This is a genomic window from Bordetella saccharivorans, from assembly GCF_045862855.1.
Classification (GTDB): Bacteria; Pseudomonadota; Gammaproteobacteria; order Burkholderiales; family Burkholderiaceae_B; genus Bordetella_A; species Bordetella_A petrii_F.
This window is the reverse complement of record NZ_BAAFZO010000001.1, coordinates 1,284,731-1,308,687: the sequence shown is the minus strand read 5'-3', so window position 1 is coordinate 1,308,687 and position 23,957 is coordinate 1,284,731. Positions and strand designations below refer to the sequence as shown.

Sequence of the window (23,957 nt, the reverse complement as noted above, 5' to 3'; positions counted from 1 at the left end):
GGAGGTTTTTCAGGCGCCTTGCAAGGCCTGCGCCACGCGTTGCGCCACCATGCTGGAGACGCGGGCATTGGCTTCTTGGGTCAGGCCGGCGATATGGGGCGTCAGCACCAGGTTGGGCGCGCCGGCCAGCGGGCCGCCGGCGGGCAGGGGCTCGTCCTCGAACACGTCGATGGCGGCGCCGCGCAGGTGGCCGCTGCGCAACGCCTGCGCCAGCGCCGCCTCGTCGACGATGCCGCCGCGCGCGGTGTTGACCAGCACCGCGCCGCGCTTCATGGCGGCCAGGCGGCGCGCGTCGATGAGCTTGCGCGTGGCGTCGGTCAGCGGGATGTGCAGCGTCAGCACGTCGGCGCGCGCCAGCAGGGCGTCCAGCCCCGCCGGCTCGACGCCGGTTTCGCGCCAGGCCGGGTCGTCGTCGCGCAGCAGCGGGTCGTGCGCCGCCACCCGCATGCCCAGGCCCTGCGCCAGGCGCGCCACCAGCCGGCCGATGCCGCCGAAGCCGACGATGCCGAGCGTGCGCGCCTCGGCTTCCAGGCCGTTGGACAACTCGGTGCGCGGCCAGGCGCCGGCCGCCACCCGGTCGCTGTCGTGATAGGCGCCGCGCAGCAGCATCAGCGCCGCCGCGATGACATATTCCGCCACGGCGCGCGCATTGGCGCCGGTGGCCGGCAGCACGGCGATGCCGCGGGCCTGGCAGGCCGGCACGTCGATGTTGTCCAATCCCACGCCCAGGCGGCCCACCGCCTTGAGCCGGGCGCCCGCCGCCAGCAGCGGGCCATCCACGCGCGTGCGGTTGCGCACGATCAGGGCGTCGGCCTCGGGCAGGGCGGCCAGCAGGGCGTCGCGGCGGTCGACCAGGTCCGGCTCGTAGCGCACCTCGAAATCGGCGCGTAGCGCGGCGACCGCCGCTTCATCCATGAATTCGGAAATAACGATGTGCATCGGGTCTCTTCAGTAGGGTGGGCCCGGCCGGCCACAGCCGCCCGGACGGGATAGGCTGGCTAGCCGACTTGGATGTCGGCTTCGCGGATGACCTTGCTCCAACGGTCGATTTCGCTGTCCAGGTATTGCTTGAACGCCACCGGCCCGCGCGGGCGCGGCACGAACCCCAGCCGTTGCAGGGCTTGCTGCATGGCCGGCTGCGCGACCTGTTTCTCGATGGCACCGCCGATGCGCTGTACCAGCGCGTCGGGCATGCCGGCCGGCGCCAGGACGCCGGTGAAGTTCTCGACCACCAGGTCGGGCATGCCGGCCTCGGCCACGGTCGGCACGTCGGGCAAGTCAGGGCTGCGCTCCGCCGTGCTCACCGCCAGCGCGCGCAAGGCGCCGCTCTTGACGTGCGGCAGCGACTCCGGGTAGTTGGAGAAGATCACATCCAGCTGGCCGCCGATCAGGTCGGTCAGCGAGGGGGCGCCGCCCTTGTACGGCACGTGCAGCAGCGAGGTGCCGGTCAGCTTCTGGTACAGCGCCAATGTCAAATGGGGCGGCGTGCCGTTGCCGCTGGAGCCGGCCGAGAGCGACCCGGACTTGGCGGCGCGGGTCAGGTCCGCCAGGCTGCGGATGGGGCTCTTGGCGTTGACCACCACCATCATCGCCGACGACGCCAGGCCGGCCAGCGGGACCAGGTCCTTCTTCAGGTCGTAGCCGGCCCGGCCGGCGAACAGGGTCGCGTTGGCGGCATGCGTCATGGTGATGGCCAGCCAGCTGTAGCCGTCCGCTTCGGCGCGCGCCACCAGCGAGGCGCCGATGTTGGCGCTGCCGCCCGGCTTGTTCTCGACCACTACGTTCCATCCTTCGCCGGTGGCCAGCGCCTGGCCGACCTGGCGCGCCGCCACGTCGGTCAGGCCGCCCGGCGGGAAGGGCACCACATAGCTGATGGGCCGCTGCGGCCAGTCCTGCGGGGCAGCCAGGCCGCGCGACCATGGCGCCAGGGCCAGGGCGCCCGCGCCCAGCAGGCCGAGCGTTTTGCGGCGCCCGGCATCGGGACAGGCGTGGCGATCATTGCGCATTACGGGTTCTCCTTTGGTTCGGGTTGGCGCCGGCGGTGCGGCAGGTCAGTGCTGCATTCCCCACTTGCGGATAGTGTGGATTTCCACGGTCCGGAAGATCACGTTCTCGACCAGCAGGCCGATCAGGATCACGGTGAACAGGCCGGCGAACACGTTCGGGATCTCCAGCAGGTTCTTGTTCTCGTAGATGAACCAGCCCAGGCCGCCGGAGCCGCTGCTGACGCCGAACACCAGCTCGGCGGCGATCAGGGTGCGCCAGGCGAAGGCCCAGCCGATCTTCAGGCCGGTCAGGATGCTGGGAAAAGCGGCCGGGATCAGGATGCGGCGCACATAGCCGAACCCCAACAGGCCGTAGTTGCGCCCCACCATGCGCAACGTCATCGACACCGACAGGAAGCCCGAATGCGTATTGAGCGCCACGGCCCACAGCACGGAATGGATCAGCACGAACACCAGGCTGCCTTCGCCCAGGCCGAACCAGATCAGCGCCAGCGGCAGCAGCGCGATGGCCGGCAGCGGATTGAACATCGAGGTCAGCGTTTCCAGCAGGTCGGTGCCCAGCCGGGTGGTGATGGCCAGTACCGTCAGCAGGGCGGCCAGCCCGATGCCGGCGGCGTAGCCCACCAGCAGCACGCGGATGGAGGTCCAGGCCTTGAGCAGCAGCGCGCCGTGCACCAGCCCGTCGTACAGCGCGGCCACGGTGGCGCCAAAGGTGGGGAACAGCAGCGGGTTGTTGATGCTGCGCGCGTAGATTTCCCAGACCAGCGCCAGCACTGCCAGCAGGAACAGCTTGCGCAGGGCGCCGATGTTGTACAGCCGTTCCCAGGCCGACAGCGGTTTCTGGACCACGCCGAAGGATTCGTCGGCGACCGGCTCCAGGTAGCGCTCGGCGCGGCCGGCCCCGCGGGGCGTCTGCAGTTCAGCCATGATGCTGTTCCTCCTCTTCGACGCGGTCCGAGAACAGCATCGCGTTGATGCGCTCTTCCAGCTCCTGGTGGCGCTCCGCGTCATGGTCGCCGCGCGGCACGCTGTTGAGCTCGGCCTTGACCTGGCCGGGATGCGGCGACAGCAGCAGGATGCGGTTGCCGATCTTGATGGCCTCGGGAATCGAGTGGGTGACGAACAGCACCGTGAAATGCGTGTCGTCCCACAGCTGCAGCAGCTCGTCCTGCATCTTGCGGCGGGTCAGAGCGTCCAGCGCCGCGAACGGCTCGTCCATCAGCAGGATGTCGGGTTCCATGGCCATGCCGCGCGCGATCGCCACGCGCTGCTTCATGCCGCCGGACAGCATGTGCGGATAGCTGTCGGCGAACTTGGCCAGGTTCACTTTCTGGATGTAATGCATGGCGCGCTCGTCCGCCTCGCGCGCGCCCAGCCGGCCGCTGGCCAGCAGCGCGAAGGCGACGTTCTGGCGCACGGTCTTCCAGGGCAGCAACTGGTCGAATTCCTGGAACACCATCATGCGGTCCGGGCCCGGCCGCGTGACCACTTCCGATTTGAGGCGGATCTCGCCTTCGACCGGCGGCAGGTAGCCGCCCACCGCCTTGAGCAGGGTCGACTTGCCGCAACCCGACGGGCCCAGCAGGATGAAGCGGTCGCCCTGCCAGACCTGGAAATCCACCCGGTAGGTGGCGGTGATCAGGTATTCGGGCGTCTTGTACTGCAGGGTCACGCCGCGCACATCGAGCAGCGGCGCGCCGGCTGTTGCATCAGTCATGCCTACCCTCCGGTGGGGCGCCCCGGCCGGGGCCGGGGCGCCGGTTGCGTCGCGTTCAGCTGCCCTGCAGTTGCTGGGCGTTGGGAAAGAACAGGTCCTTCCAGGAGCCGGGCAAGACCTTGATCGAACCCACCTTGTGCATGAAATTCACGTACTTCATGATGTTGTTGGGCGTCAGGGTGTAGGTGATGTCCGGGTTGTTGAGGATCTCGATCACGTCCTCGCGCTTGGTGCGCTTGTCGTTGGCCAGCCGCAGGTAGGCGTCGGCGGCCCAGGTCTTGTCCTTGTTGATCTTGTCGGTGGCTTCCTGCAGCGCCGCCACGAAGGCCGCGTAGACCTTGGGGTTCTCCTTGTAGAACTTCTCGGTGGTCCATACCAGGTTGAAGGTGGCCGGCCCGCCCAGCACCTCGTACGAACTGAGAATGCGGTGGATGCCCGGCTGCTTGAGCTCGAAGTCCTGGAACGGCGGCGAGGTGAAGTGCGCCGTGATCTCGCTGGAGCCCGACAGCAGCGCGGTCATGCCGTCCGGGTGGGCCAGCGACACCGTCAGCTTGTCCAGTCGGTTCTGCTGGCCTTCGCCGAAGGCTTGTTCGGCGGCCATCTGCAGCGTCACCGCCTGGATCGACACGCGCACGGCGGGCAGGGCAATCTTGTCCTTCTCCGTCAGGTCCTTGATGGACTTGACCTGCGGGTTGCGCGAATTCAGGTACAGCGGCATGGCGTTGATGGCCGACACCGCCTTCACATTCAGGTTGCCGCGCGTGCGGGCCCACATGGTCACCAGCGGGCCGACCCCGCCGGAGGCGAAATGCAGGCTGCCCGACAGTACGGCCTCGTTCATGACGTTGCCGCCGGCAAAACGCGACCATTTCACCGACAGGTCCTCGATGCCGGCCTGGCGGGCATGCTTCTCGATCAGTTTCTCGTCCTGCATGACCATCAGCGACAGATAGCTGATGCCCGGCTGCACCGCGACCGTCAGTTCCGACACTTCGGCCCGGGCGGCCGCGCCCAGCAGCATGCCGGCCGACAGACAGGCGGCCGTTGCAATACGCGTGATTCGCTTCATGTCTTCCTCCTTGGGGATGGCGCCTGGGTAGGCGTATTGCGGCGCGCGGGCCCGGCAATCTGTGCGCCGGTGCACCGCGCGTCGCGTCCTGCTTCATGGCCCGGCGGTCAGCCGGGCCGGATGCCTCTTGCCTGCCTGCATCGTGACGGCCGCCCCGGCGCTCAGGCGCTCTCGTACAGGCGCGTCAGGACGAACTCGCGGTGACCCAGCGCCTCGGCCGCGGTCCAGCGCCCGTTGGCGGTGGCCAGCATGCACTCCAGCAGCTTGTCGCCGGCCTGGTCCAGGTCGATCTCGCGCTGCAGCAGGCCGGAAGTGTCGACGTCGACGTGTTCGCGCATGGTGCGCACCGTGCGCGGGTTGGCGCAGATCTTGATGACAGGCAGGATGGGGTTGCCGATGACGTTGCCCTGGCCGGTGGGGAAGAAATGCACCGCGTAGCCGGAGGCCGCGCACAGCGTCACCATCTCGGCCGCCGCCGAGGACGAATCCATGAACCACAGGCCCTTGCCGGTGGGAATTTCGGCCTTGTCCAGCACGCCATCGACGCGGCACTTCTTGCCGATCTTCTGGATATTGCCCATGGCCTTTTCCTCGATTGTGGTCAAGCCCCCGGCGATGTTGCCCTTGGTGGGCTGCGATTCGGAAAGGTCGCTGGTCTTCCAGCGGTCGATCATGTCCTGGTAGCGGTTGAACATGAACATGAAGCGTTCACGCACCGCGTCATTGGCACAACGTTCCGCCACGATGTGCTCGCCGCCGGTCAGCTCGGAGGTTTCGCCGAACACCAGGGTGTTGCCCAGAGCATACAGTTTGTCGAAAGCATTGCCTACCGTGGGGTTGGCGCCACAGCCCGAAGTGGTGTCGGATTCGCCGCACTTGGTGGAGACCCACAGGTCGGAGATAGGGCATTCGGTGCGCTGCAGCGCGGTTGCGTAGTGCACGAATTCCTTGGCCTGCCGCGACGCGCGCATGATGGTGTCGTGGTCGCCGTGCAGCTCGATGCTGAAGCCGGCCACCGGCTTGCCGGTGGCGGCGATGCCGTCCACCACGCGCTTGGTCCAGCCTTCCTCGATGCCGATGACGATCACCGCGGCCACGTTGGGGTTGCAGCCGGTGCCGATCAGGGTGCGGAAATGCAGTTCCAGGTCTTCGCCGAACTGCAGCCGCCCGTAGGGGTGGGGCAGGGCCATGGTGCCCTTGATGTTGTTGGCGACGGCTTCGGCCGCGGCGTTGGAGATATCGTCCACCGGCAGCACGATGACGTGGTTGCGCACGCCGACGCGCCCGTTGTCGCGGCGGTATCCGCGGAAAGTGGTCGAGGCATTGACAATGGCCATGGCGGTTTCCTATGTGTGTAGATCGTTGAGGGGACCGCGGCCGCTTACCAGCGCTTGGTCTTGATGTTGTGGACGTGGGCGTGCTCGCCCGCCCTGATGGGCTCGACCACCTTGCCGATGTCGGTGCCGTACTTGAAGACGGTGTCGCCGACAGCCATGTCCTTGAGCGCCACCTTGTGGCCGATGGGGATGTCCTGCACGGCCTTGAGCTGGATGATCTTGTCTTCGTCCATGATCCAGGCATTCAGGTCGGTGCCTGCCTTGAGGCCTTCCACGACGGCTACGGCCACCGTGTCTTTCGCATCGTGCAATACGGCGTGAATCATTCTGTTCCTCTCTGGTGTGATGGCCCGCCTGGCTGCGCGGCCGCGACGGTCCATGGAATCTTAGGCCCCACTTGCATCCAAGTCAACTAAATCATATATATGAGTTGTATGATTCGAATTGGCGCCGCGTGCGCCGGTACAATTCCGCGACTCCAACCGTCCGCCACGCCATGAGAAACACCGCCACTTCGACCGTTCCGCTCGGCAGTCCCCTGTATGCGCAGGTCAAGCAGGCGATGCTCGCGGCCCTGGCGAGCGGCGAATGGAAGCAGGGCGACGCGGTGCCGCCAGAGAAGACCCTGGCCGAGCGCTTCGGCGTCTCGATCGGCACGCTGCGCAAGGCCATCGACGAGCTGGCGGCGGAAAACATCCTGGTACGCCACCAGGGACGCGGCACGTATGTCGCGGTGCACACGCGCAACCACCATTTCTTCAAGTTCTTCCGCATCGTGCGCCAGGACGGCCATAAGTCGTATCCGGCCACGCAGCTGCTGCGCTTCCGGCGCGTGCGGGCCACGGCCCTGGTGCGCGAGCGGCTGGGCTTGCCGACGGGGGCGCATGTGTTCGAGTTCTCGAACGTGCTGTCGCTCAATGGGGACGTGGTGATGGTCGACGACATCTGCCTGCCCGAGTCGCGCTTTCCCGGCATGGCGGAAAGCCACCTGCGCGAGCGGCCCAGCACCCTGTATGCGCTGTACCAGGATGTCTTCGGGGTGAATGTCATCGCCACTGACGAACGGCTGCGCGTCTGCCTGGCCGATGCCACCCATGCCGAGTGGCTGGGGGTGGCGGAGCACACGCCGCTGCTGGAGATCCGCCGCGTGGCCTATTCGTACAACCGCCAGGCGGTGGAATGGCGGGTGTCGCGGGTCAATACGGCCGCCTATGAGTACCTGGGGCAGGAGCCGGGGGCGGCGCTCACGACCTGAGCGCCGCGCGCCTGGCCCGCCACCCCGCCCGGGTGTTAGAATGCTGGCTTCACATCGGCGCCGATTTGCCTGATCCGCTTGCGGGCGCCTCTATAAATCCAGCTAAAGAGGTCCGTATGACCCCCCACGCCCAGCATCCGGCCGGCGGGCTTGCTCCCAGCGCCGCCGCTCCTGCCGACCCCGGTTCGGTAGGCATCGTCACCCCCCGGCTCATCCGCTTCGACCAACCTCTGCCCCTGGCCAGCGGGCAATCGCTGCAGTCCTACGAACTGGCCGTCGAAACCTATGGCACGCTCAATGCCGAACGCACCAACGCCGTGCTGGTGTGCCACGCGCTCAACGCGTCGCACCACGTGGCCGGCGTGGCCGCCGACGACCCGAAGGACATCGGCTGGTGGGACAACATGGTCGGACCGGGCAAGCCGCTCGACACCGACCGGTTTTTCGTGATCGGCGTCAATAACCTGGGTTCGTGCTTCGGCTCTACCGGCCCGGCCAGCATCAACCCGGCCACCGGCCATCCCTGGGGCGCGGCCTTCCCGGTCCTGACGGTGGAAGACTGGGTGCGAGCCCAGGCGCGGCTGGCCGACCATTTCGGCATCGAGCGCTTCGCCGCCGTGATGGGCGGCTCGCTGGGCGGCATGCAGGCGCTGGGCTGGGCCATCACGTGTCCGGAGCGGGTGGCGCATTGCATCGTCATCGCCAGCACGCCGCGCCTGTCGGCGCAGAATATCGGCTTCAACGAGGTGGCGCGGCGCGCCATCATCACCGACCCGGATTTCCACGGCGGCGACTACTACGCGCACAACACCGTGCCGCGCCGCGGCCTGTCGGTGGCGCGCATGATCGGCCATATCACTTACTTGTCCGATGACGACATGGCCGAGAAGTTCGGCCGCACCCAGCGCGAGCCGGCCGAGGGCGGCGCCTATCGCTACGGTTACGACGTGGAGTTCGAGGTGGAGTCGTACCTGCGCTACCAGGGCGAGAAGTTCAGCCGCTATTTCGACGCCAACACTTATCTGCTGATCACCCGCGCGCTCGATTATTTCGATCCGGCCCGCGACACCGGCGGCGACCTGGCACGCGCCTTGGCGCCCGCCCAGGCGGATTTCCTGCTGGTGTCGTTTTCCACTGATTGGCGCTTTCCGCCGGAACGCTCGCGCGAGATCGTGCGCGCCCTGCTCAAGAATGGCAGCCCGGTCACCTATGCGGAGATCGACGCGCCGCACGGGCACGATGCGTTTCTGCTCGACGATGCCCGCTACCATGCGGTGGTGCGCGGCTACTATGACCGCATCGCGCGCGAGCTGGGGCTGCAGGCGGCGCCCGCCGGCGCGCGGGCGGCGTCCGTTCCCGCCGCGCCGCCGCAATCCGAGGCGGCTGTGCCGGTGCCTTCGGAAGGATATCCCGCATGAATCCCGTTTCGGCCCGCCCGGCAAGCACGGCCGGCATGCGCCCCGATCTGGTACGGATCGCCAGCTGGATCGAGCCCGGCAGCCGCGTGCTCGACCTGGGCTGCGGCGACGGCGCGCTGCTGGCCTATCTGCGCGACCAGCGCCAGGTGCGCGGCGCGGGCGTCGAGATCGACGACAACCATGTCATTGCCTGCGTGCGCCGTGGCGTGGAGGTGATCCAGCAGAACCTGGAAGACGGGCTGGCGCTGTTCGACGACAAGCAGTTCGATACGGTGGTGCTGTCGCAGACGCTGCAGTCCATGCACCGCACCGAGCACATCCTGCGCGAGATGGCCCGGGTGGCGCGCTACGGGGTCGTGTCGTTTCCCAACTTCGGCTACTGGCCGCACGGCTGGTCGATCCTGCGCGGCCGCATGCCGGTGACGGGGCAGATGCCTTACCAGTGGTACAACACGCCCAACATCCACTTGTGCACGCTGCGCGATTTCGAGCAGTTGGCGGCGGACCTCGGCCTGCGGATTCTCGAGCGGGCCACCTTCCACGAAGACCGCGAAGTCACGGTGCTGCCCGGGTGGCGGAGTACGTTGGCGGTGTATCGGTATGCGGCTGAATAGCGATTTGAGGTTCGGCGCGTGACGGGTTGCTCGTGGGGTGCCTGTTGTTGAGTTCTTGAGGCGCCCGGTCGGCCACGTCGCTCGGCTCGGGCGCGCCACCAGGCGCCCTCGGCCCCCTGCGGGGGCTTCCCTCGCTCCAACTGGCCGCCCAGGCCCCACCGGCACGCCCGGGCTCGCAGGATCTCGGGTAGGTCGGCGTCGGATACCTCTGTGCCGATCTAACAGGTGTCAGACACCCCTTGCCACGGTTGTGTTTGAAGAGACGATGTGCACGGGGGTGTCTGACACCGACAGCGCCACACCACGCCCCCCAATGACCAACGGTTCCGCCACCCCCACGCATGCCGCCGCTGTGAGTCCTGGGCGGGGCTGAGGGAGGCGGGCCGGCCAGTTGGAGCGAGGGCAGTCCCCGCAGGGGACCGAGGGCGCCTGGTGGCGCGCCCGAGCCGAGCGACGTGGCCGGCCCGCCTCCCTCAGCCCCGCCCAGGACGCCCAACGACCGCCACCGTCCCGTTCAAGCCGATCAGCCGCCCCAAGCGCATTGGTTAATATGCCGGGTGTCGCGCGACGCGCCGCCGCCATTGCCAGGAGAGCTCCATTACCGCCGCATCCCATGTCTATTTCAGCCGCCGCGTAATGCCCCTGTTGGTGCTGGGCTTCGCCAGCGGACTGCCGCTGGCCCTGACCGGCGGCACCTTGCAGGCATGGGCCACGGTCGATGGCGTGTCGCTGGAAGAAATTGGCTTCCTCACCCTGGTGGGGTCCGCCTATACGCTGAAATTCCTGTGGGCCCCGCTGGTGGACCGCTATGTGCCGCCGCTGCTGGGGCGCCGGCGCGGCTGGATGCTGGTGACCCAGTGGCTGCTGGCGGCCGCCATCATGGCCATGGGAGCGCTCTCGCCGGCCACCGCCTTGCTGCCGCTGGCCCTGCTGGCGGTCGCCGTGGCGTTCTTCTCGGCCACCCAGGACATCGCCTTCGACGCCTACTGCACCGACGTGCTGCGCCGCGAAGAGCGCGGCGCCGGCGCGGCCATCAAGGTGCTGGGATACCGGCTGGCCATGGTCGTCTCCGGCGGGCTGGCCCTGATCCTGGCCGACCAATGGCTGGGATGGGGCCCCACCTACGTCCTGATGGGCGCCCTGATGCTCGCGTGCTCGCTCGCCACGCTCTGGGCCCCCGAGCCCGAGCGGCCCGCCACCGCCCCCCGCAACCTGGGCCAGGCGGTGGTCGAGCCGTTCCGCGAGTTCTTCAGCCGGCGCGGTGCCTATACGGTGCTGGCGCTGATCGTCCTGTACAAGCTCGGCGACGCGTTCGCCGGGGCCCTCTCCACCACCTTCCTGATCCGCGGCGCCGGCTTCGATCCCACCGAAGTCGGCACCGTCAACAAAGTGCTGGGCCTGGCCGCCACCATCGTCGGGGCGCTCGCCGGCGGCTCGCTGATGGCGCGCTGGGGGCTGTTCCGCTCGCTGATGGCGTTCGGCATCTTGCAGGCCATTTCCAACCTGGGCTACTGGGTCATCGCCGTCGCGCCCAAGAGCATCTGGCTGATGGGCGCCGCGGTCGGCATCGAGAACCTGTGCGGCGGGCTGGGCACGGCGTCCTTCGTGGCCCTGCTGATGGCCTTGTGCCAGCATCGTTTTTCGGCCACCCAGTTCGCGCTGCTGTCGGCGCTGTCGGCGGTCGGCCGCATCTACCTGGCCGGGCCGCTGACGCCGCCGCTGGTGCATTGGCTGGGCTGGCCCGGATTCTTCCTGCTCACGGTCGCGATCGCGCTGCCGGGGCTGTTGTTGCTGTGGCGACAGCGCCGTACCATCGACGCACTGGAGCCGCCGGCCTGATCGTCCGGGCCGCGCCGCGGCCGACCCTGGGGTGCCCATGTCGATTGAAACGTCCACCGTGCTGCTGCACGTCCTTTACCTGGTGGCCATCGTGGCCGAAGCCATGACGGCGGCCCTGGCGGCCGGCCGGCGCGACATGGACTGGATGGGCGTGTGCATCATCGCCTGCGTCACCGCCCTGGGCGGCGGCTCGTTGCGCGATGTGCTGCTGGGGCATTATCCGCTGACCTGGGTGGTGCACCCGGAATACCTCGGCATGACCGCGGGCGCCGCCATGCTGACCGCGCTGGCGGCGCCGCTCATGCGGCGCCTGCGCAGCCTGTTCCTGCTGCTCGATGCGCTGGGCCTGGTGGCGTTCACTGTCATCGGTTGCCAGGTGGCGCAGCACATGGGCTTGTCGCCCGGCATCGCGTTGATCAGCGGCATGATCACCGGCTGCGCCGGCGGCGTGCTGCGCGACGTCCTGTGCAACGATGTACCCCTGCTGTTCCGCAAGGAGCTGTACGCCAGCGTATCGATCGTCACCGGCGGCTTGTACCTGGGCCTGTCGGCCATGGGGCTGGTGGCCAATGTGGCCGTGCCGGTCGCGCTGGCGGTGGGGCTGGCCCTGCGCCTGCTGGCGCTGCGCTACAACTGGCAGATGCCGCGTTTCGTGTATCGCGACGACTGGCATTGAGGGGCGCGCGCGGCCAGCGGCAGGCCGGGGAGGGCAGGTGTGCAAGACAGGTGTCAGACACCAGAGGTGTCTGACACCTTTAGCACCTGGAGGCCACGACCGGGACGGCGCCTGAAGCAGATGTCAGGCACCTCCAGTGCCTGACACCTTGGGCGCGCTCCGGGCAGGGTTCAATACAGCCCTTGCTGGCGCATGGCGTCGGCCACCTTGACGAAGCCGGCGATGTTGGCGCCGTCGAGGTAGTTGACCGCCGTGCCGCGCCCCTGGCCGTGGCGCACGCAGTTCTCGTGGATGTCGCGCATGATGGCGTGCAGGCGCTGGTCGACTTCGTCGCGGTTCCAGGCCAGGCGGATGGCGTTCTGGCTCATTTCCAGGCCCGACACGGCCACGCCGCCGGCATTGCTGGCCTTGCCCGGCGCGTACAGCACGCCGGCCTCGATGAAGTGCTTGGCGGCTTCCAGGGTGGCGGGCATGTTGGCGCCCTCGGCCACGCATTTCACGCCGTTGGCGATCAGGGTGCGGGCGTCGTCCAGTTCCAGCTCGTTCTGGGTCGCGCAGGGCAGCGCCACGTCGACCGGCACGTGCCATGGCCGCTTGCCGGGCGCGTAGCCCAGCTTGAATTGCCCGGCGTACTCGGCCAGCCGGCCGCGCAGGTCGTTCTTCAGGTGCATCAGGGCGGCCAGTTTCTCGTGCGTGAAGCCGGCCTCGTCGATGACCGTGCCGTCGGAGTCCGACACGGTGACCACGCGCGCGCCCAGCGACATGGCTTTTTCGATGGCGTACTGGGCCACGTTGCCCGAGCCCGACACCGATACGCGCAGGCCGTCGAACGACATGCCGGCGCGCTTGAGCATTTCCTCGGCGAAGTAGACGGTGCCGTAGCCGGTGGCCTCGGGGCGGATCAGGCTGCCGCCGAAGGTCAGGCCCTTGCCAGTGAAGACGCTGGCCGCCGAGTTCGACAGCTTTTTCATCATGCCGGCCATGAAGCCGACTTCACGCGCGCCCACGCCGATGTCGCCGGCCGGCACGTCGGTGTCCGGCCCCAGGTGGCGGTACAGCTCGACCATCAGCGCCTGGCAGAAGCGCATCACTTCACCGTCGGACTTGCCCTTGGGGTCGAAGTCCGAGCCGCCCTTGCCGCCGCCCATGGGCAGGGTGGTCAAGGCGTTTTTCAGGGTCTGCTCGAAGGCCAGGAACTTCAGCACCGACAGGTTGACCGACGGGTGGAAGCGCATGCCGCCCTTGAACGGCCCGATGGCCGAGTTGTGCTGGATGCGGAAGGCGCGGTTCACGCGCGCCTGGCCCCGGTCGTCGGTCCAGCAGACGCGGAACTGGATCACGCGTTCAGGTTCGACCAGCCGCTCGAGCAGCGCGTGGTCGGCGTAGTGGGGATGTTGCTCGAGGAAAGGCCACAAGCTTGCCATGACTTCGTGCACGGCTTGCATGAATTCGGGTTGCTGCGGGTCGCGCGCGGCGACCTGGCGCAGGAAGTCGTCAAGACTCTGCAGTTTCACACCGGTCTCCTGGGGGAACGCAACAGATCGGTGCAAACTTGCGTCGATGTGGTGCGCATTCGGTCCAACCCAGTGCGTCATCGCACTGGTTCGGTGCGGGATTGTAAGGCGATTCCGGCTCCCCCGGCAAAACGCCATCGGCTGGAAACCCGCATGGATGCTGGCGTTGCGGCCGATCGTTATTAGGGACGCTTTGTTTCTGGCAGTGTCGGGCCGGGCGCGCGCGCGATGCGGCGCAGCCCGCTGATGCCCGTGTTTGCTGGTGGATGGAAAGTGTCCCTGTTTTATTCCTCGCCATGAGCCTGGCCATGCGCGGTATTGCCGTACGTGCCGGTACACACTGAAAATCGGACTCAACGATTTTGCGACAGTGTCCGGGGGTTAATGTGGCCCCAATTAAGTGGGGCCGGCGGGCGGTTTCAGAGCGTGGCTTCGTAGTCAATGGTCAGCGGTGCGTGATCGCTGAAGCGTTCGTCCTTGTAGATGGACACGGCCCGGGCGCGCGCCGCGAGCCCGGGCGTGGCGATCTGGTAGTCGATGCGCCACCCGACGTTCTTGGCCCAGGCCTGGCCCCGGTTGCTCCACCAGGTGTATTGCTCGGGCCGCTCGTCCAGCGTGCGGAAGACGTCGATGAAGCCGCGCTTGTCGAATACCTCGGTCAGCCAGGCGCGCTCCTCGGGCAGGAAGCCGGAGTTCTTCTGGTTGCTCTTCCAGTTCTTCAAGTCGATTTCCTTGTGCGCGATATTCCAGTCGCCGCAGATCACGAACTCGCGGCCGGTTTTCTTGTGTTCGCGCATCAAGTCGTCCAGCCACGGGCCGAACAGGTCCAGGAAGCGGTACTTGGCCTGCTGCCGTTCGTCGCCGCTGGAACCGGAGGGCAGGTAGGCGCTGATTACCGACAGGTCCTTCCAGTCGGCGCGGATGATGCGGCCTTCGGCGTCGAATTCTTCGCAATTCATGCCGGTGGTGACGCGTTCGGCCGCATTGCGCAGATACATGCCCACGCCGCTGTAGCCTTTCTTGATGGCGTGGCAGAAATGACCGGTGTAGCCGGGCGGATGGCGCATGTCATCGGTCAGGTCGCTGTCGGAGATCTTGATTTCCTGCAGGCAGAGCACATCGGCCGCGTGGGCCTGCATCCAGGGTTGCAGGCCTTTGCGGAATGCCGAACGAATGCCGTTGAGGTTGATCGAGGTAATGCGCAGCACGACGGGACTCCTGAAAAAACGGCCGGCCGGCGCCGGTCCAAGGGCTGAATTTAACCGACTCGCGGCCGCCGGCGGCGGACGGCCCCGACCATGGGTGCTGGCCCGGGCGGCTAAAATGCCGGTCTGTCTTGTTTCCCGGAACCTCCCGCATGGCCGCCGCCTCCGCCACTTCTACCGATTTTGTCCGTTTCGCCCTGGATGAGGGTGTGTTGCGCTTCGGCAGCTTCAAGGTCAAGTCGGGCCGCATCAGCCCGTACTTTTTCAATGCCGGCCTGTTCAACAGCGGCGCCTCGGTGGGGCGGCTGGCGCAGTTCTATGCCCAGGCACTGCTGGATTCCGGCCTTGCCTTCGACATGCTGTTCGGCCCGGCCTACAAGGGCATTCCCCTGGCCACCGCCACCGCCGTGGCGCTGGCCGGCCACCCCGCCATGGGCGGGCGCGATGTACCGTTCGCCTTCAACCGCAAGGAAGCCAAGGACCACGGCGAGGGCGGCACCCTGGTGGGCGCGCCGCTGCAGGGCAAGGTCGTCATCATCGACGATGTGATCACCGCCGGCACCTCGGTGCGCGAATCGGTGGAGATCATCCGCGCCGCCGGCGCCGAGCCCGCCGCCGTGCTGATCGCCCTGGACCGCCAGGAACGCGCCGGTCCCGATGACGCCCTGTCGCCGCACTCGGCCGTCCAGGACGTCGCCCGCACCTACGGCATGCCCGTGGTCAGCATCGCCTCGCTGGCCGACATCCTGACCCTGCTGCAGCACGACGCCCAGTTCGCCAGCAACCGCGAGGCGGTGCTGGCGTACCGGGCCAAGTACGGCATTCTCTGAGGCATCGGGTGTCTGACACCCGTCCGGACCCGGCTCCCCCAGATACCGTCTCGGCAGTCAAGCATTTAAAGCGTAGTCACTGCGGTAGGGGGTGCGGTTTTTGAGCACGCCGAAGCACAAGTGAGTGAGCTTTCGCATGGCCGCGCCCAGCGCGGCCATCTTGCTTTTGCCGGCCTTGAGCAAGCGGGCATAGAGCTGCTGCACGTGCGGATTACGCCGCACGGCCACGATGGCAGCCATGTAGAGAATGGCCCGCACCTGAGCCGGGCCGGCCTTGGACAGCCGCGCTCGGCCGCACAGGCTGGTCCCGGACTGGCGCTGCACCGGCACCACACCCAGGTAAGCGGCCAACGCCCCTGGCGAGTCGATACGCCGGTTGTGCATGATCGACAGGATGGCATTGCCTGTTTGCGGGCCGATGGCCGGGATGCTGGTCAACAGCTCGCGATCTTCTTTCAGGTCCGGATGACGATCGATATGGTCGTCGATCGCACGCTCCAGGCGCTTGAGCTGCTCGCGCAAGAACGCCACGCTCTCGCTGATCGAGCCCGTCACCAGTTGCGGCGAGCGGCCGAACTGGGCCTTCTCCTGGCGGTTGAGTTCTCGCTGCAAATCCTGAACCAGCGCCTCGCGCCGAGCCAGCAGCGCGCGCAACTGCCGCGCGTGCAGCGGCGCAGGCTGCCAGGCCGACGGACGCAGCACCTGGCCATAGCGTGCCAGCACGTAGCTATCGATTCCATCGGTCTTCGAGCGCACCGCCAGCGCACCCGCAAAATCGCGAGCCTGCGCCGGGTTGATCATCGACACCGTCACCCCCGCATCGTGCAGCGCGGTGCCGGCCTGCTCGTGATACGGCCCGGTCGGCTCAAGCACGGCATGCAACTGCTCGGGCTGCGCGCCCTGCTTGGCGCACCAACCCAGCAACAGCCGCACCCCGGCCGCCGTATTGGGCACCACCTTGGTCTTGCGCTTGGTCCCTTCGGCGCTCAACAGCGCGCAATCCAGCTTCGCCTTTGAAACATCAATTCCCAGAAAAAACATAGACTTGGACTCCTATTGACGCTGCCTCCAAGCCCACTGCGCCCACTTGCCTTGTACATCCAGGGTCTCCAAGCCCTTCGCTACCGTCCAGTGTCCAGTCGGCTCTCAGAGGGAGGATCCGGCGCTTAATCTGTAGGAGAAAGTCTCAAGCCTTCGGTGTCTGAACAAGCTCACCAGATCCGCTAGTGGGGATAGCTAATCACCACTGCGCCCAAGATACAAGGTGTCTGACACCCCATGAAACGCCCACCGCCGGCCGGCGGTTTCGCGCGGGGTGTCAGACACCCATCGAGGTCCACCCGCCCGATCAGCCCGCCCGCGCCGTCAGCCACTGGCCGGGCGGCAGCGGCTTGGCGACGATGCGGATCTCGCCCAGCGCGCCCAGGAAGCCGCTGCCCGGGGGCCCGCCATCCCAGAAGCCGGCTCCCACCGCCCACGGCAGGCCCAGCGTGGCCAGCCCCACCGTGTCGATGGCGTTGCGCAGCACCGGCGCGCCTTCCACATACATGGTCGTTTCGCGCGTGGCGGGGTCGTTCACTACCGCGATGTGCAGCCAGGTATCCACCATGATCTCGCCCGACCAGTTGGTGCGCGACGAGCGCTGCCCGGAGGCGGTGGTTTCCGGGATGACTTCCCACTGCACTTCGCGCAGGTTGGAGATGGCGAATTGCAGCGGCGGCGATTCCGGCAGGCCGCCGGCAAAGCCGGGCAGGTTGCCGCGCCGCCCGGCGCGCGCCATGATGTTCATCCAGGCATTGGTCTGGGCGCTCCAGTTCTTGTCCAGCTTGATGAACGCCTCGACCGTGTAGCCATTGGCGAACGTCTCGTTGTTGATCGCGGCGGCGGCGTCGGTCATGAAATAGCTCAGCCGGTTGCCGCCGGCATTGCGGAACTGGATGCTGCCGGGCGCGGCCGACAGGTGGTGGCGGTCCGCGCTCCATTGCAGGTCGTCCAGCTGCGCCGGGTTGCCGGCTGGCTGGTCGAGCGGCGCGCGCGTCATGCCGTTGTTGTTGCCGGACTTGTCGGCGATGACCGCGCCTTCGGCCACCGCCGTGCCGGCTGCGCCGCCCACGAAGCGCCAGTGGGCCACGGTCTCGGCCACGTGCGGGTAGTCCTCGTCGTTGGCGGCCGGCGTCTTGGGCGGCGCGGGCCGGTCCTCGAAGCCTTCCATGATCAGGGCGGTGGCCGCCGCGGCCAGCGATTCATTGGCCGGCGCGGCGGCCTTGAAGCCAGGGTTGAAGCCGGCGAACCGCTTGGCAAAGTCGATCTCGATGCTGAACTGGTTGTTGGGGTCGGCCAGCATCGCCTGGTCGAATTCGTTGAGCGTGTCGGCGGGCTTTTCGGGCACCCAGGGCGAGAAGGACAGGGCGTGGATGCGGTTGTTGGTCAGGTCGAACTCGAAGAAGCGCAGCAGGCCGTTGCCGCCCTGGTAGGCCATCTGGTAGTCGACCACGATCTCTTCGACCGGATTGCCGAAATCGTTGGTCTTGGTGATGCGCGCCGCGCCATGGTAGTGGCCGTTGAGCGTCAGGAAGATCTGGTCGTGGCCGCGGATCAGCTTGTCCCACAGCATCAGGCCGTAGTCCACTTCGAGCGGGCTGGTGCCGTCGTTGTCGATCGCCAGCAACTGGTGGTTGACCAGGATGGCCGGCAGGCTGGAGTGCGTCTGCAGCACCTGCGAGGCCCAGTTCAGGGCGTCGTCGGAGGCGCGCCAGGACAGCGACAGCACCAGGAACTGCTGCCCCTCGGCCTCGAAGATGTGATATTCGTGAAAACCGCTGGCATGGCGTCCGCCGAAGGTCGGCTGCTTGCTGGCCCGCTCGGTGCCGAACCATTGCAGGTAGGGTTCCTGGGACAGGTCGCGATCGGCGTCCGTGCCGCCGACCGGGTCGCTTTCGTAGCCGATGTCGCGTAGTACGTCGTGGTTGCCGGCCAGGATCGAGTACGGGATGCCGCCGTCTTCCAGCACCTTCATGGCGGTGTCGGCCACTTCCCATTGCTGCGGCTTGCCGACCTGGTCGACCACGTCGCCCAGGTGGATCACGAACGGCACCTTGAGCGTCGCCGCGCTGCGCACGATCCATTGCGTCTGCGCCAGATATGGCTCGCTGCCGTAGAGCTTGCGGAACTGGTTGCCGGTTTCCTCGGTGGCGTAGCGGGAATAGAACTGCGTGTCGGGCAACACGACCAGGCCGAAGCTGGACACCTTGGCCGGCGCGGGCGGGGGCGTCGTGCCGCCGTCATCGCCGCCGCCGCTGTCGTCATCGTCGTCGTCGCTGCCGCTGCCGCAGGCGGTCAGCAGCGAGGTCGCGCCCAGCGCGGGCAGCAGCCAGCCGCCCAGGCCGGCCTGCACGAGCACGCGGCGGCGGGTGTCGATCCTGGGCAGGGCCGGCGGTTCATCGCGGTCGACGGGTGTGGGGTCTTCAGAAGACAAGGTGTGCTCCTACTGTTGGTCAGGCAAAGGCGCAACAGTAGAGGGGGAGTGCAACAGGGGCGTTAAGGGGCGGTTACCGGCGTGTGACGGTACATGGGGGTGATTGACGGCGGAGGTGGTTCTATTGCCGTCGCGGGGTGGCGGGCGGTGGCCGGGCTTCACGGAGCCGGCCGCGTGCGCAGGCGTCAGGCACCTGCATGAGCGTTCGACTGTTGACGCGGGCGTCTGCATATGTAAGGTGTCAGACACCCCGTGTACGTCGTCGCGTCAAGCACCGCAGTGCATAGGGGTGTCTGACACCTGGCACCCGCATGAGCGGGCCGGCTTCCCCTCGATGCCGGCGGAACGCGGAACGGCGGCCCCAAAAGGCGCCCGCCCGCTCCTGCTAGCTATCCAGCTTCTGCTTCAACAGCTCGTTGACCTGTTGCGGGTTCGCCTTCCCTTTCGCGGCCTTCATGATCTGGCCCACCAGGGAATTGAAGGCTTTCTGCTTGCCTGCCCGGTATTCGGCCACGATGGCGGGGTTGGCGGCCAGGACTTCGTCGATCATGGCGCCGATGGCGCCGGTGTCGCTGATCTGCTTCAGGCCGCGCGCCTCGATGATGGCGTCGGGCTGGCCGCCGTGCTCGCCGGCCCACATGGCCGCGAACACGTCGCGCGCGATCTTGTTGGAGATGGTGCCGTCGATGATGCGGCCGATCAGGGCGGCCAGGGCCGGCGCCTGCACCGGCGAGTCGGCGATGTCCTTTTCCTCGCGGTTCAGCGTGGCCGCGACTTCGCCCATGATCCAGTTGGCGGCCTGCTTGGCCTGGCCCGCCGGCAGGGCGCGCGCCACGTCCTCGAAATAGGCGGCCAGGCCGCGGCTGGCCGACAACTGCGCGGCGTCGTAGGCGGACAGGCCGTAGTCGCGCTCGAAGCGGGCGCGCAGGGCGGCCGGCAGCTCGGGCATGCCGGCCCGCACCTGCTCGATCCATTCGGGCGAAATCACCAGCGGCGGCAGGTCCGGGTCCGGGAAGTAGCGGTAGTCGTGCGCGTCTTCCTTGCTGCGCATGCTGCGCGTTTCGTCGCGGTCGGCATCGTACAGGCGGGTTTCCTGCACGACGGTGCCGCCGTCCTCGATCAGCTCGATCTGGCGGCGCGCCTCGAACAGGATGGCGCGTTCCAGGAAGCGGAACGAGTTGACGTTCTTGATTTCCGTGCGGGTGCCGAATTCCTCCTGCCCGACCGGGCGCACCGATACGTTGGCGTCGCAGCGGAACGATCCTTCCTGCATGTTGCCGTCGCAGATGCCCAGCCATACCACCAGGCTGTGCAGCGCGCGCGCGTAGGCGACCGCCTCGGCGGCCGAGCGCATTTCCGGCTCGGTGACGATTTCCAGCAGCGGCGTGCCGGCGCGGTTCAGGTCGATGCCGCTGGCGGGGGCGCCGTTGGGCAGGGTGAATTCATCGTGCAGCGACTTGCCCGCGTCTTCTTCCAGGTGGGCGCGCGTCAGGTTGACGGTTTTTTCTTCCTGGCCCACGAAGAACGAAATCGACCCGCCTTGCACCACCGGCAGCTCGTACTGGCTGATCTGGTAGCCCTTGGGCAAATCGGGGTAGAAGTAGTTCTTGCGCGCGAACACCGAACGCGGCGCCACGGTGCCGCCCACCGCCAGGCCGAACCGGATGGCGCGCTCGGCCGCGCCGCGGTTCATCACGGGCAGGCTGCCGGGCAGCGCCAGGTCGACCAGGTTGGCCTGCGTGTTGGGCGCGGCGCCGAAGCGGGTGCTGCTGCCCGAAAAGATCTTGGCGTCGGTGGAAAGCTGGGTGTGCGTTTCCAGGCCGATGACGATTTCCCAGTTCATTGCGCGGTGCCTTGCTGCCCCGGCACGCGGCGGTGCCAGTCGGTGACTTGTTGATAACGGTCGGCGATGGCCAGCAGGCGGCCTTCGTCGAAATAATTGCCGATGATCTGCAGGCCGACGGGGCGCGCCTTGGCGCCGCCAGCTCCCTCGGGGCTGAAGCCGCAGGGAATCGACATGGCCGGCAGGCCGGCCAGGCTGACGCCCAGGGTGTAGACGTCGGCCAGCCAGTCGGCGGTGGGGTCGTCGCGGTTGTCGCCGATATTCTTGGCCACGGTGGGGGCCACCGGACCCATGATCACGTCGCACTGGCCGGCGAAGGCGCGCTGGAAGTCCTGCGCGATCAGGCGGCGCACGCGCTGGGCCTGCAGGTAATAGGCGTCGTAGTAGCCGTGCGACAGCACGTAGGTGCCGATCAGGATGCGGCGCTTGACCTCGTCGCCGAAGCCCTCGGCGCGCGAGCGCGCGATCATCTGGTTCAGGTCGGCGTATTCCGCGGCGCGGTGGCCGTAGCGCACGCCGTCGTAGCGGGCCAGGTTGCTGGAGGCCTCGGCCGGGGCGATGACGTAGTAGGCGGGGATGGCCAGTTCGGTGCGCGGCAGCGACACGGCCACGCGCCGCGCGCCCAGCGCCTCGAATTGCGCCAGGGCGGCCTCGACCGCATCGGCCACGTCCTTGGCCAGGCCGGCGCCGAAATACTCCTGCGGCACGCCGATGCGCAGCCCCTTGAGCGGCTGGCTGCCGGCCGCATCGCAGGCCGCCTGGACCCGGTCGTGGGCGGCGCGCACGCGGCCCGGGGCGTTGGGAACGCCGTCGCAGGCTTCCAGGCTGGTGGCGTCCTGCGGGTCGAAGCCGCTCATGGGGTCGAGCAGTTCGAGCAGGTCGCGGCTGCTGGGAGCCAGCGGGCCGGCCTGGTCCAGGCTGGAGCCGAACGCCACGATGCCGAAGCGCGACACGGTGCCGTAGGTGGGCTTGATGCCGCTGACGCCGCACAGGGCGGCGGGCTGGCGCACCGAGCCGCCCGTATCGGTGCCGGTGGCCGCGGCCACCAGGCGGGCCGCGACCGCCGCGGCCGAGCCGCCCGACGAGCCGCCGGGCACCGCGTCGGCGTCCCAGGGGTTGCGCACCGGGCCGTAGGCCGAGTTCTCGTTGGCCGACCCCATGGCGAACTCGTCGCAATTGAGTTTGCCGATGGAGACGGCGCCGGCCTCCTGCAGGCGCTGCACCACGGTGGCATCGAACGGGCTGGCATAGCCCTCGAGCATCTTGCTGCCGGCGGTGGTACGCCAGCCGCGGGTCACGAAGGCATCCTTGTGGGCGATGGGGACGCCGGCCAGCGGGCCGGCCGTGCCGGCCGCCAGGGCGGCGTCGGCCGCGTCGGCCTGGGCCAGGGTCCGCGCCTCGTCGATGTGCAGGAAGACGTTCAGGGGGGCGGCTGCCTGGGCCGCCGCCAGGGCGCTTTGCGCCAGCTCGCGGGCGCTGACCTGGCGCTGCGCCAGGGCGGCGCGCAGCTCGGCGATGCCGCCGAATTGGGTATGCAGGGCGGAAGTCGTCATGGCTTACTCGATGACCTTGGGAACCAGGAACAGGCCGTCGCGGGCCGCCGGCGCATTGGCCAGCAGCTCGGCCCGGCGGGCTTCCGTGGCCGTCTCGGTAACGGCGTCGGGGCGCAGGCGCAGGGCGATATCCTGGTGGGCCGACAGGGGGTGCGCCAGGGGCTCGACGCCCTGGGTGTCGGCCGCCTGCAGCCGTTCGATCAGGTGGAGAATGCCGTTGAGCTCGTCCTGGGCGCGGGTGCGCTGGTCGGGGGTCAATTCAATTCTGGCCAGCCGGGCAATGCGGGCCACGTCTTGTTCGTTGAGCGCCATGAGGGAAAACTGAGAAAAATCGAAGGGGACGGGGCCGGCCGGCGCAGCACCGCAGCGTACACCGCCCGGCGCTGTGACAAAGCATGAATAGCCCGCATTTATGCGCTATTTCCTGGGAAATTATAAGTTATCATTCACGGTTTAATCGCTGCTCTGGATTGGCAGGGCCCGTTCGTGGCCCGCCGCAGGCAGTTTGACCCTAATTCCTTCTCGCTGAGCTCCCATGTTCGGATTCCTGCGCAGTTATTTCTCCAGCGATATGGCGATCGACCTTGGTACCGCCAATACGCTGATCTATGTCCGGGGCAAGGGCATCGTGCTCGACGAGCCCTCGGTGGTCGCGATCCGGCATGAAGGCGGCCCCAACGGCAAGAAAATCATCCAGGCCGTCGGCCACGAGGCCAAGCAGATGCTCGGCCGCGTACCCGGCAACATCGAGGCCATCCGGCCCATGAAAGACGGCGTCATCGCCGATTTCACGGTCACCGAGCAGATGCTCAAGCAGTTCATCCGCATGGTCCATCCCCGCAACATGCTGGCGCCCAGCCCGCGCATCATCGTGTGCGTGCCCTGCGGCTCCACCCAGGTCGAGCGCCGCGCCATCCGCGAATCGGCCCTGGGCGCGGGCGCCTCGCACGTGTACCTCATCGAGGAACCCATGGCCGCGGCCATCGGCGCCGGCCTGGCCGTGTCCGACGCCAGCGGCTCCATGGTGGTGGACATCGGCGGCGGCACCACCGAGGTCGCCGTCATCTCGCTGGGCGGCATGGTCTACAAGGGGTCGGTGCGGGTCGGCGGCGACAAGTTCGACGAGGCCATCGTCAACTACATCCGCCGCAACTACGGCATGCTGATCGGCGAGCCCACCGCCGAACTGATCAAGAAGGAAATCGGCTCGGCCTTCCCCGGCTCCGAGGTGCGCGAGATCGAGGTCAAGGGCCGCAACCTGGCCGAGGGCGTGCCGCGCAGCTTCACGGTATCCTCCAACGAGATCCTCGAATCGCTCACCGACCCGCTCAACCAGATCGTTTCCGCGGTCAAGATCGCCCTCGAGCAGACCCCGCCCGAGCTGGGCGCGGACATCACCGACAAGGGCATTGCCCTGACCGGCGGCGGCGCGCTGCTGCGCGACCTCGACCGCCTGCTCCAGGAAGAAACCGGCCTGCCCGTGGTGGTGGCCGAGGACCCCCTGACTTGCGTGGTGCGCGGCTGCGGCGAGGCGCTCGAGCACCTTGAGAAACTGGGCGCCATTTTCATCAACGACTAAGTCCGTCCGGCCGGCGGGCGCCGCCTC

21 protein-coding genes and 1 riboswitch are annotated in these 23,957 nt (G+C 67.7%); of the genes, 7 read left to right on the top strand and 14 right to left on the bottom strand.

Going from position 1 to position 23,957, the window contains the following annotated elements:
* Positions 1 to 9: 9 nt before the first annotated feature.
* From ACKTT0_RS06265 to ACKTT0_RS06235, 7 genes are all read right to left on the bottom strand, one after another.
* Entirely contained in the window at positions 10 to 939 is a 930-nt protein-coding gene (locus ACKTT0_RS06265) for a hydroxyacid dehydrogenase (protein ID WP_407849010.1), read from the bottom strand.
* 59 nt (positions 940 to 998) lie between these two features.
* Positions 999 to 2,006: a Bug family tripartite tricarboxylate transporter substrate binding protein gene (locus ACKTT0_RS06260; protein ID WP_407849009.1), complete on the bottom strand. Its 1,008-nt coding sequence runs from the start codon at positions 2,004 to 2,006 to the stop codon at positions 999 to 1,001.
* A 45-nt stretch (positions 2,007 to 2,051) separates the two neighbouring features.
* On the bottom strand, positions 2,052 to 2,933 hold the full coding sequence (locus tag ACKTT0_RS06255) for an ABC transporter permease (RefSeq protein WP_407849007.1): 882 nt from the start codon (positions 2,931 to 2,933) through the stop codon (positions 2,052 to 2,054).
* A complete protein-coding gene (locus tag ACKTT0_RS06250) occupies positions 2,926 to 3,723 on the bottom strand; it encodes an ABC transporter ATP-binding protein (protein ID WP_407849006.1) in 798 nt (265 codons plus the stop codon). Before ACKTT0_RS06250 ends, ACKTT0_RS06255 begins: the two co-directional genes overlap by 8 nt.
* A 55-nt stretch (positions 3,724 to 3,778) precedes the next feature.
* Positions 3,779 to 4,792, bottom strand: coding sequence for an ABC transporter substrate-binding protein (locus ACKTT0_RS06245; RefSeq protein WP_407849004.1), 1,014 nt, complete (start codon positions 4,790 to 4,792; stop codon positions 3,779 to 3,781).
* Between the two features lie 161 nt (positions 4,793 to 4,953).
* Positions 4,954 to 6,129, bottom strand: coding sequence for a UxaA family hydrolase (locus ACKTT0_RS06240; RefSeq protein ID WP_407849003.1), 1,176 nt, complete (start codon positions 6,127 to 6,129; stop codon positions 4,954 to 4,956).
* A gap of 44 nt (positions 6,130 to 6,173) precedes the next feature.
* Entirely contained in the window at positions 6,174 to 6,455 is a 282-nt protein-coding gene (locus ACKTT0_RS06235) for a UxaA family hydrolase (protein WP_407849001.1), read from the bottom strand.
* A gap of 170 nt (positions 6,456 to 6,625) precedes the next feature.
* Here ACKTT0_RS06235 and ACKTT0_RS06230 point away from each other — a divergent pair, with 170 nt between their 5' ends.
* The 5 genes from ACKTT0_RS06230 (at position 6,626) to ACKTT0_RS06210 (ending at position 11,931) form a co-directional block, all read left to right on the top strand.
* Complete coding sequence (locus ACKTT0_RS06230; protein ID WP_407849000.1) at positions 6,626 to 7,384, top strand: GntR family transcriptional regulator; 759 nt, start codon at positions 6,626 to 6,628, stop codon at positions 7,382 to 7,384.
* Between the two features lie 47 nt (positions 7,385 to 7,431).
* Positions 7,432 to 7,511: riboswitch (SAM riboswitch) on the top strand.
* The gene (gene metX, locus ACKTT0_RS06225; RefSeq protein ID WP_407848998.1) at positions 7,501 to 8,802 is read left to right on the top strand and encodes a homoserine O-succinyltransferase MetX; all 1,302 of its coding nucleotides are present in this window, start codon (positions 7,501 to 7,503) and stop codon (positions 8,800 to 8,802) included. It overlaps the preceding riboswitch by 11 nt.
* Positions 8,799 to 9,416: a methionine biosynthesis protein MetW gene (metW, locus tag ACKTT0_RS06220; RefSeq protein WP_407848997.1), complete on the top strand. Its 618-nt coding sequence runs from the start codon at positions 8,799 to 8,801 to the stop codon at positions 9,414 to 9,416. Before metX ends, metW begins: the two co-directional genes overlap by 4 nt.
* 597 nt (positions 9,417 to 10,013) lie before the next feature.
* Positions 10,014 to 11,255: a muropeptide transporter gene (locus ACKTT0_RS06215; RefSeq protein ID WP_407852384.1), complete on the top strand. Its 1,242-nt coding sequence runs from the start codon at positions 10,014 to 10,016 to the stop codon at positions 11,253 to 11,255.
* A gap of 103 nt (positions 11,256 to 11,358) precedes the next feature.
* Positions 11,359 to 11,931, top strand: a complete 573-nt coding sequence (locus tag ACKTT0_RS06210) for a trimeric intracellular cation channel family protein (RefSeq protein ID WP_407852383.1) — start codon at positions 11,359 to 11,361, stop codon at positions 11,929 to 11,931.
* A gap of 170 nt (positions 11,932 to 12,101) precedes the next feature.
* Here the strand turns inward: ACKTT0_RS06210 and gdhA are convergent, their stop codons facing one another.
* Together gdhA and ACKTT0_RS06200 are read right to left on the bottom strand one after the other, a co-directional pair.
* Positions 12,102 to 13,445 carry an NADP-specific glutamate dehydrogenase gene (gene gdhA / locus ACKTT0_RS06205; protein ID WP_289786857.1) on the bottom strand — a complete coding sequence of 448 codons (1,344 nt, stop codon included), beginning with the start codon at positions 13,443 to 13,445 and terminating at the stop codon, positions 12,102 to 12,104.
* 419 nt (positions 13,446 to 13,864) lie between these two features.
* Positions 13,865 to 14,653, bottom strand: coding sequence for an exodeoxyribonuclease III (locus ACKTT0_RS06200; RefSeq protein ID WP_407848996.1), 789 nt, complete (start codon positions 14,651 to 14,653; stop codon positions 13,865 to 13,867).
* A 149-nt stretch (positions 14,654 to 14,802) separates the two neighbouring features.
* Here ACKTT0_RS06200 and pyrE point away from each other — a divergent pair, with 149 nt between their 5' ends.
* Positions 14,803 to 15,480, top strand: a complete 678-nt coding sequence (pyrE, locus tag ACKTT0_RS06195; RefSeq protein ID WP_407848995.1) for an orotate phosphoribosyltransferase — start codon at positions 14,803 to 14,805, stop codon at positions 15,478 to 15,480.
* Between the two features lie 57 nt (positions 15,481 to 15,537).
* Here pyrE and ACKTT0_RS06190 read toward each other — a convergent pair whose 3' ends face one another.
* From ACKTT0_RS06190 to gatC, 5 genes are all read right to left on the bottom strand, one after another.
* Entirely contained in the window at positions 15,538 to 16,521 is a 984-nt protein-coding gene (locus tag ACKTT0_RS06190) for an IS110 family RNA-guided transposase (RefSeq protein WP_407847750.1), read from the bottom strand.
* A gap of 307 nt (positions 16,522 to 16,828) precedes the next feature.
* Positions 16,829 to 18,955 carry a LamG-like jellyroll fold domain-containing protein gene (locus tag ACKTT0_RS06185; protein ID WP_407848993.1) on the bottom strand — a complete coding sequence of 709 codons (2,127 nt, stop codon included), beginning with the start codon at positions 18,953 to 18,955 and terminating at the stop codon, positions 16,829 to 16,831.
* Positions 18,956 to 19,340: 385 nt separating this feature from the next.
* Positions 19,341 to 20,798, bottom strand: a complete 1,458-nt coding sequence (gene gatB, locus ACKTT0_RS06180; protein ID WP_407848991.1) for an Asp-tRNA(Asn)/Glu-tRNA(Gln) amidotransferase subunit GatB — start codon at positions 20,796 to 20,798, stop codon at positions 19,341 to 19,343.
* Positions 20,795 to 22,351, bottom strand: a complete 1,557-nt coding sequence (gene gatA / locus ACKTT0_RS06175; RefSeq protein ID WP_407848989.1) for an Asp-tRNA(Asn)/Glu-tRNA(Gln) amidotransferase subunit GatA — start codon at positions 22,349 to 22,351, stop codon at positions 20,795 to 20,797. The genes gatB and gatA overlap by 4 nt, the downstream gene beginning before the upstream one ends.
* A 3-nt stretch (positions 22,352 to 22,354) precedes the next feature.
* The gene (gene gatC, locus ACKTT0_RS06170) at positions 22,355 to 22,663 is read right to left on the bottom strand and encodes an Asp-tRNA(Asn)/Glu-tRNA(Gln) amidotransferase subunit GatC (protein ID WP_407848988.1); all 309 of its coding nucleotides are present in this window, start codon (positions 22,661 to 22,663) and stop codon (positions 22,355 to 22,357) included.
* 223 nt (positions 22,664 to 22,886) lie between these two features.
* Here gatC and ACKTT0_RS06165 point away from each other — a divergent pair, with 223 nt between their 5' ends.
* Positions 22,887 to 23,930 carry a rod shape-determining protein gene (locus tag ACKTT0_RS06165; protein ID WP_012247450.1) on the top strand — a complete coding sequence of 348 codons (1,044 nt, stop codon included), beginning with the start codon at positions 22,887 to 22,889 and terminating at the stop codon, positions 23,928 to 23,930.
* The last annotated feature ends 27 nt before the right edge of the window (positions 23,931 to 23,957 follow it).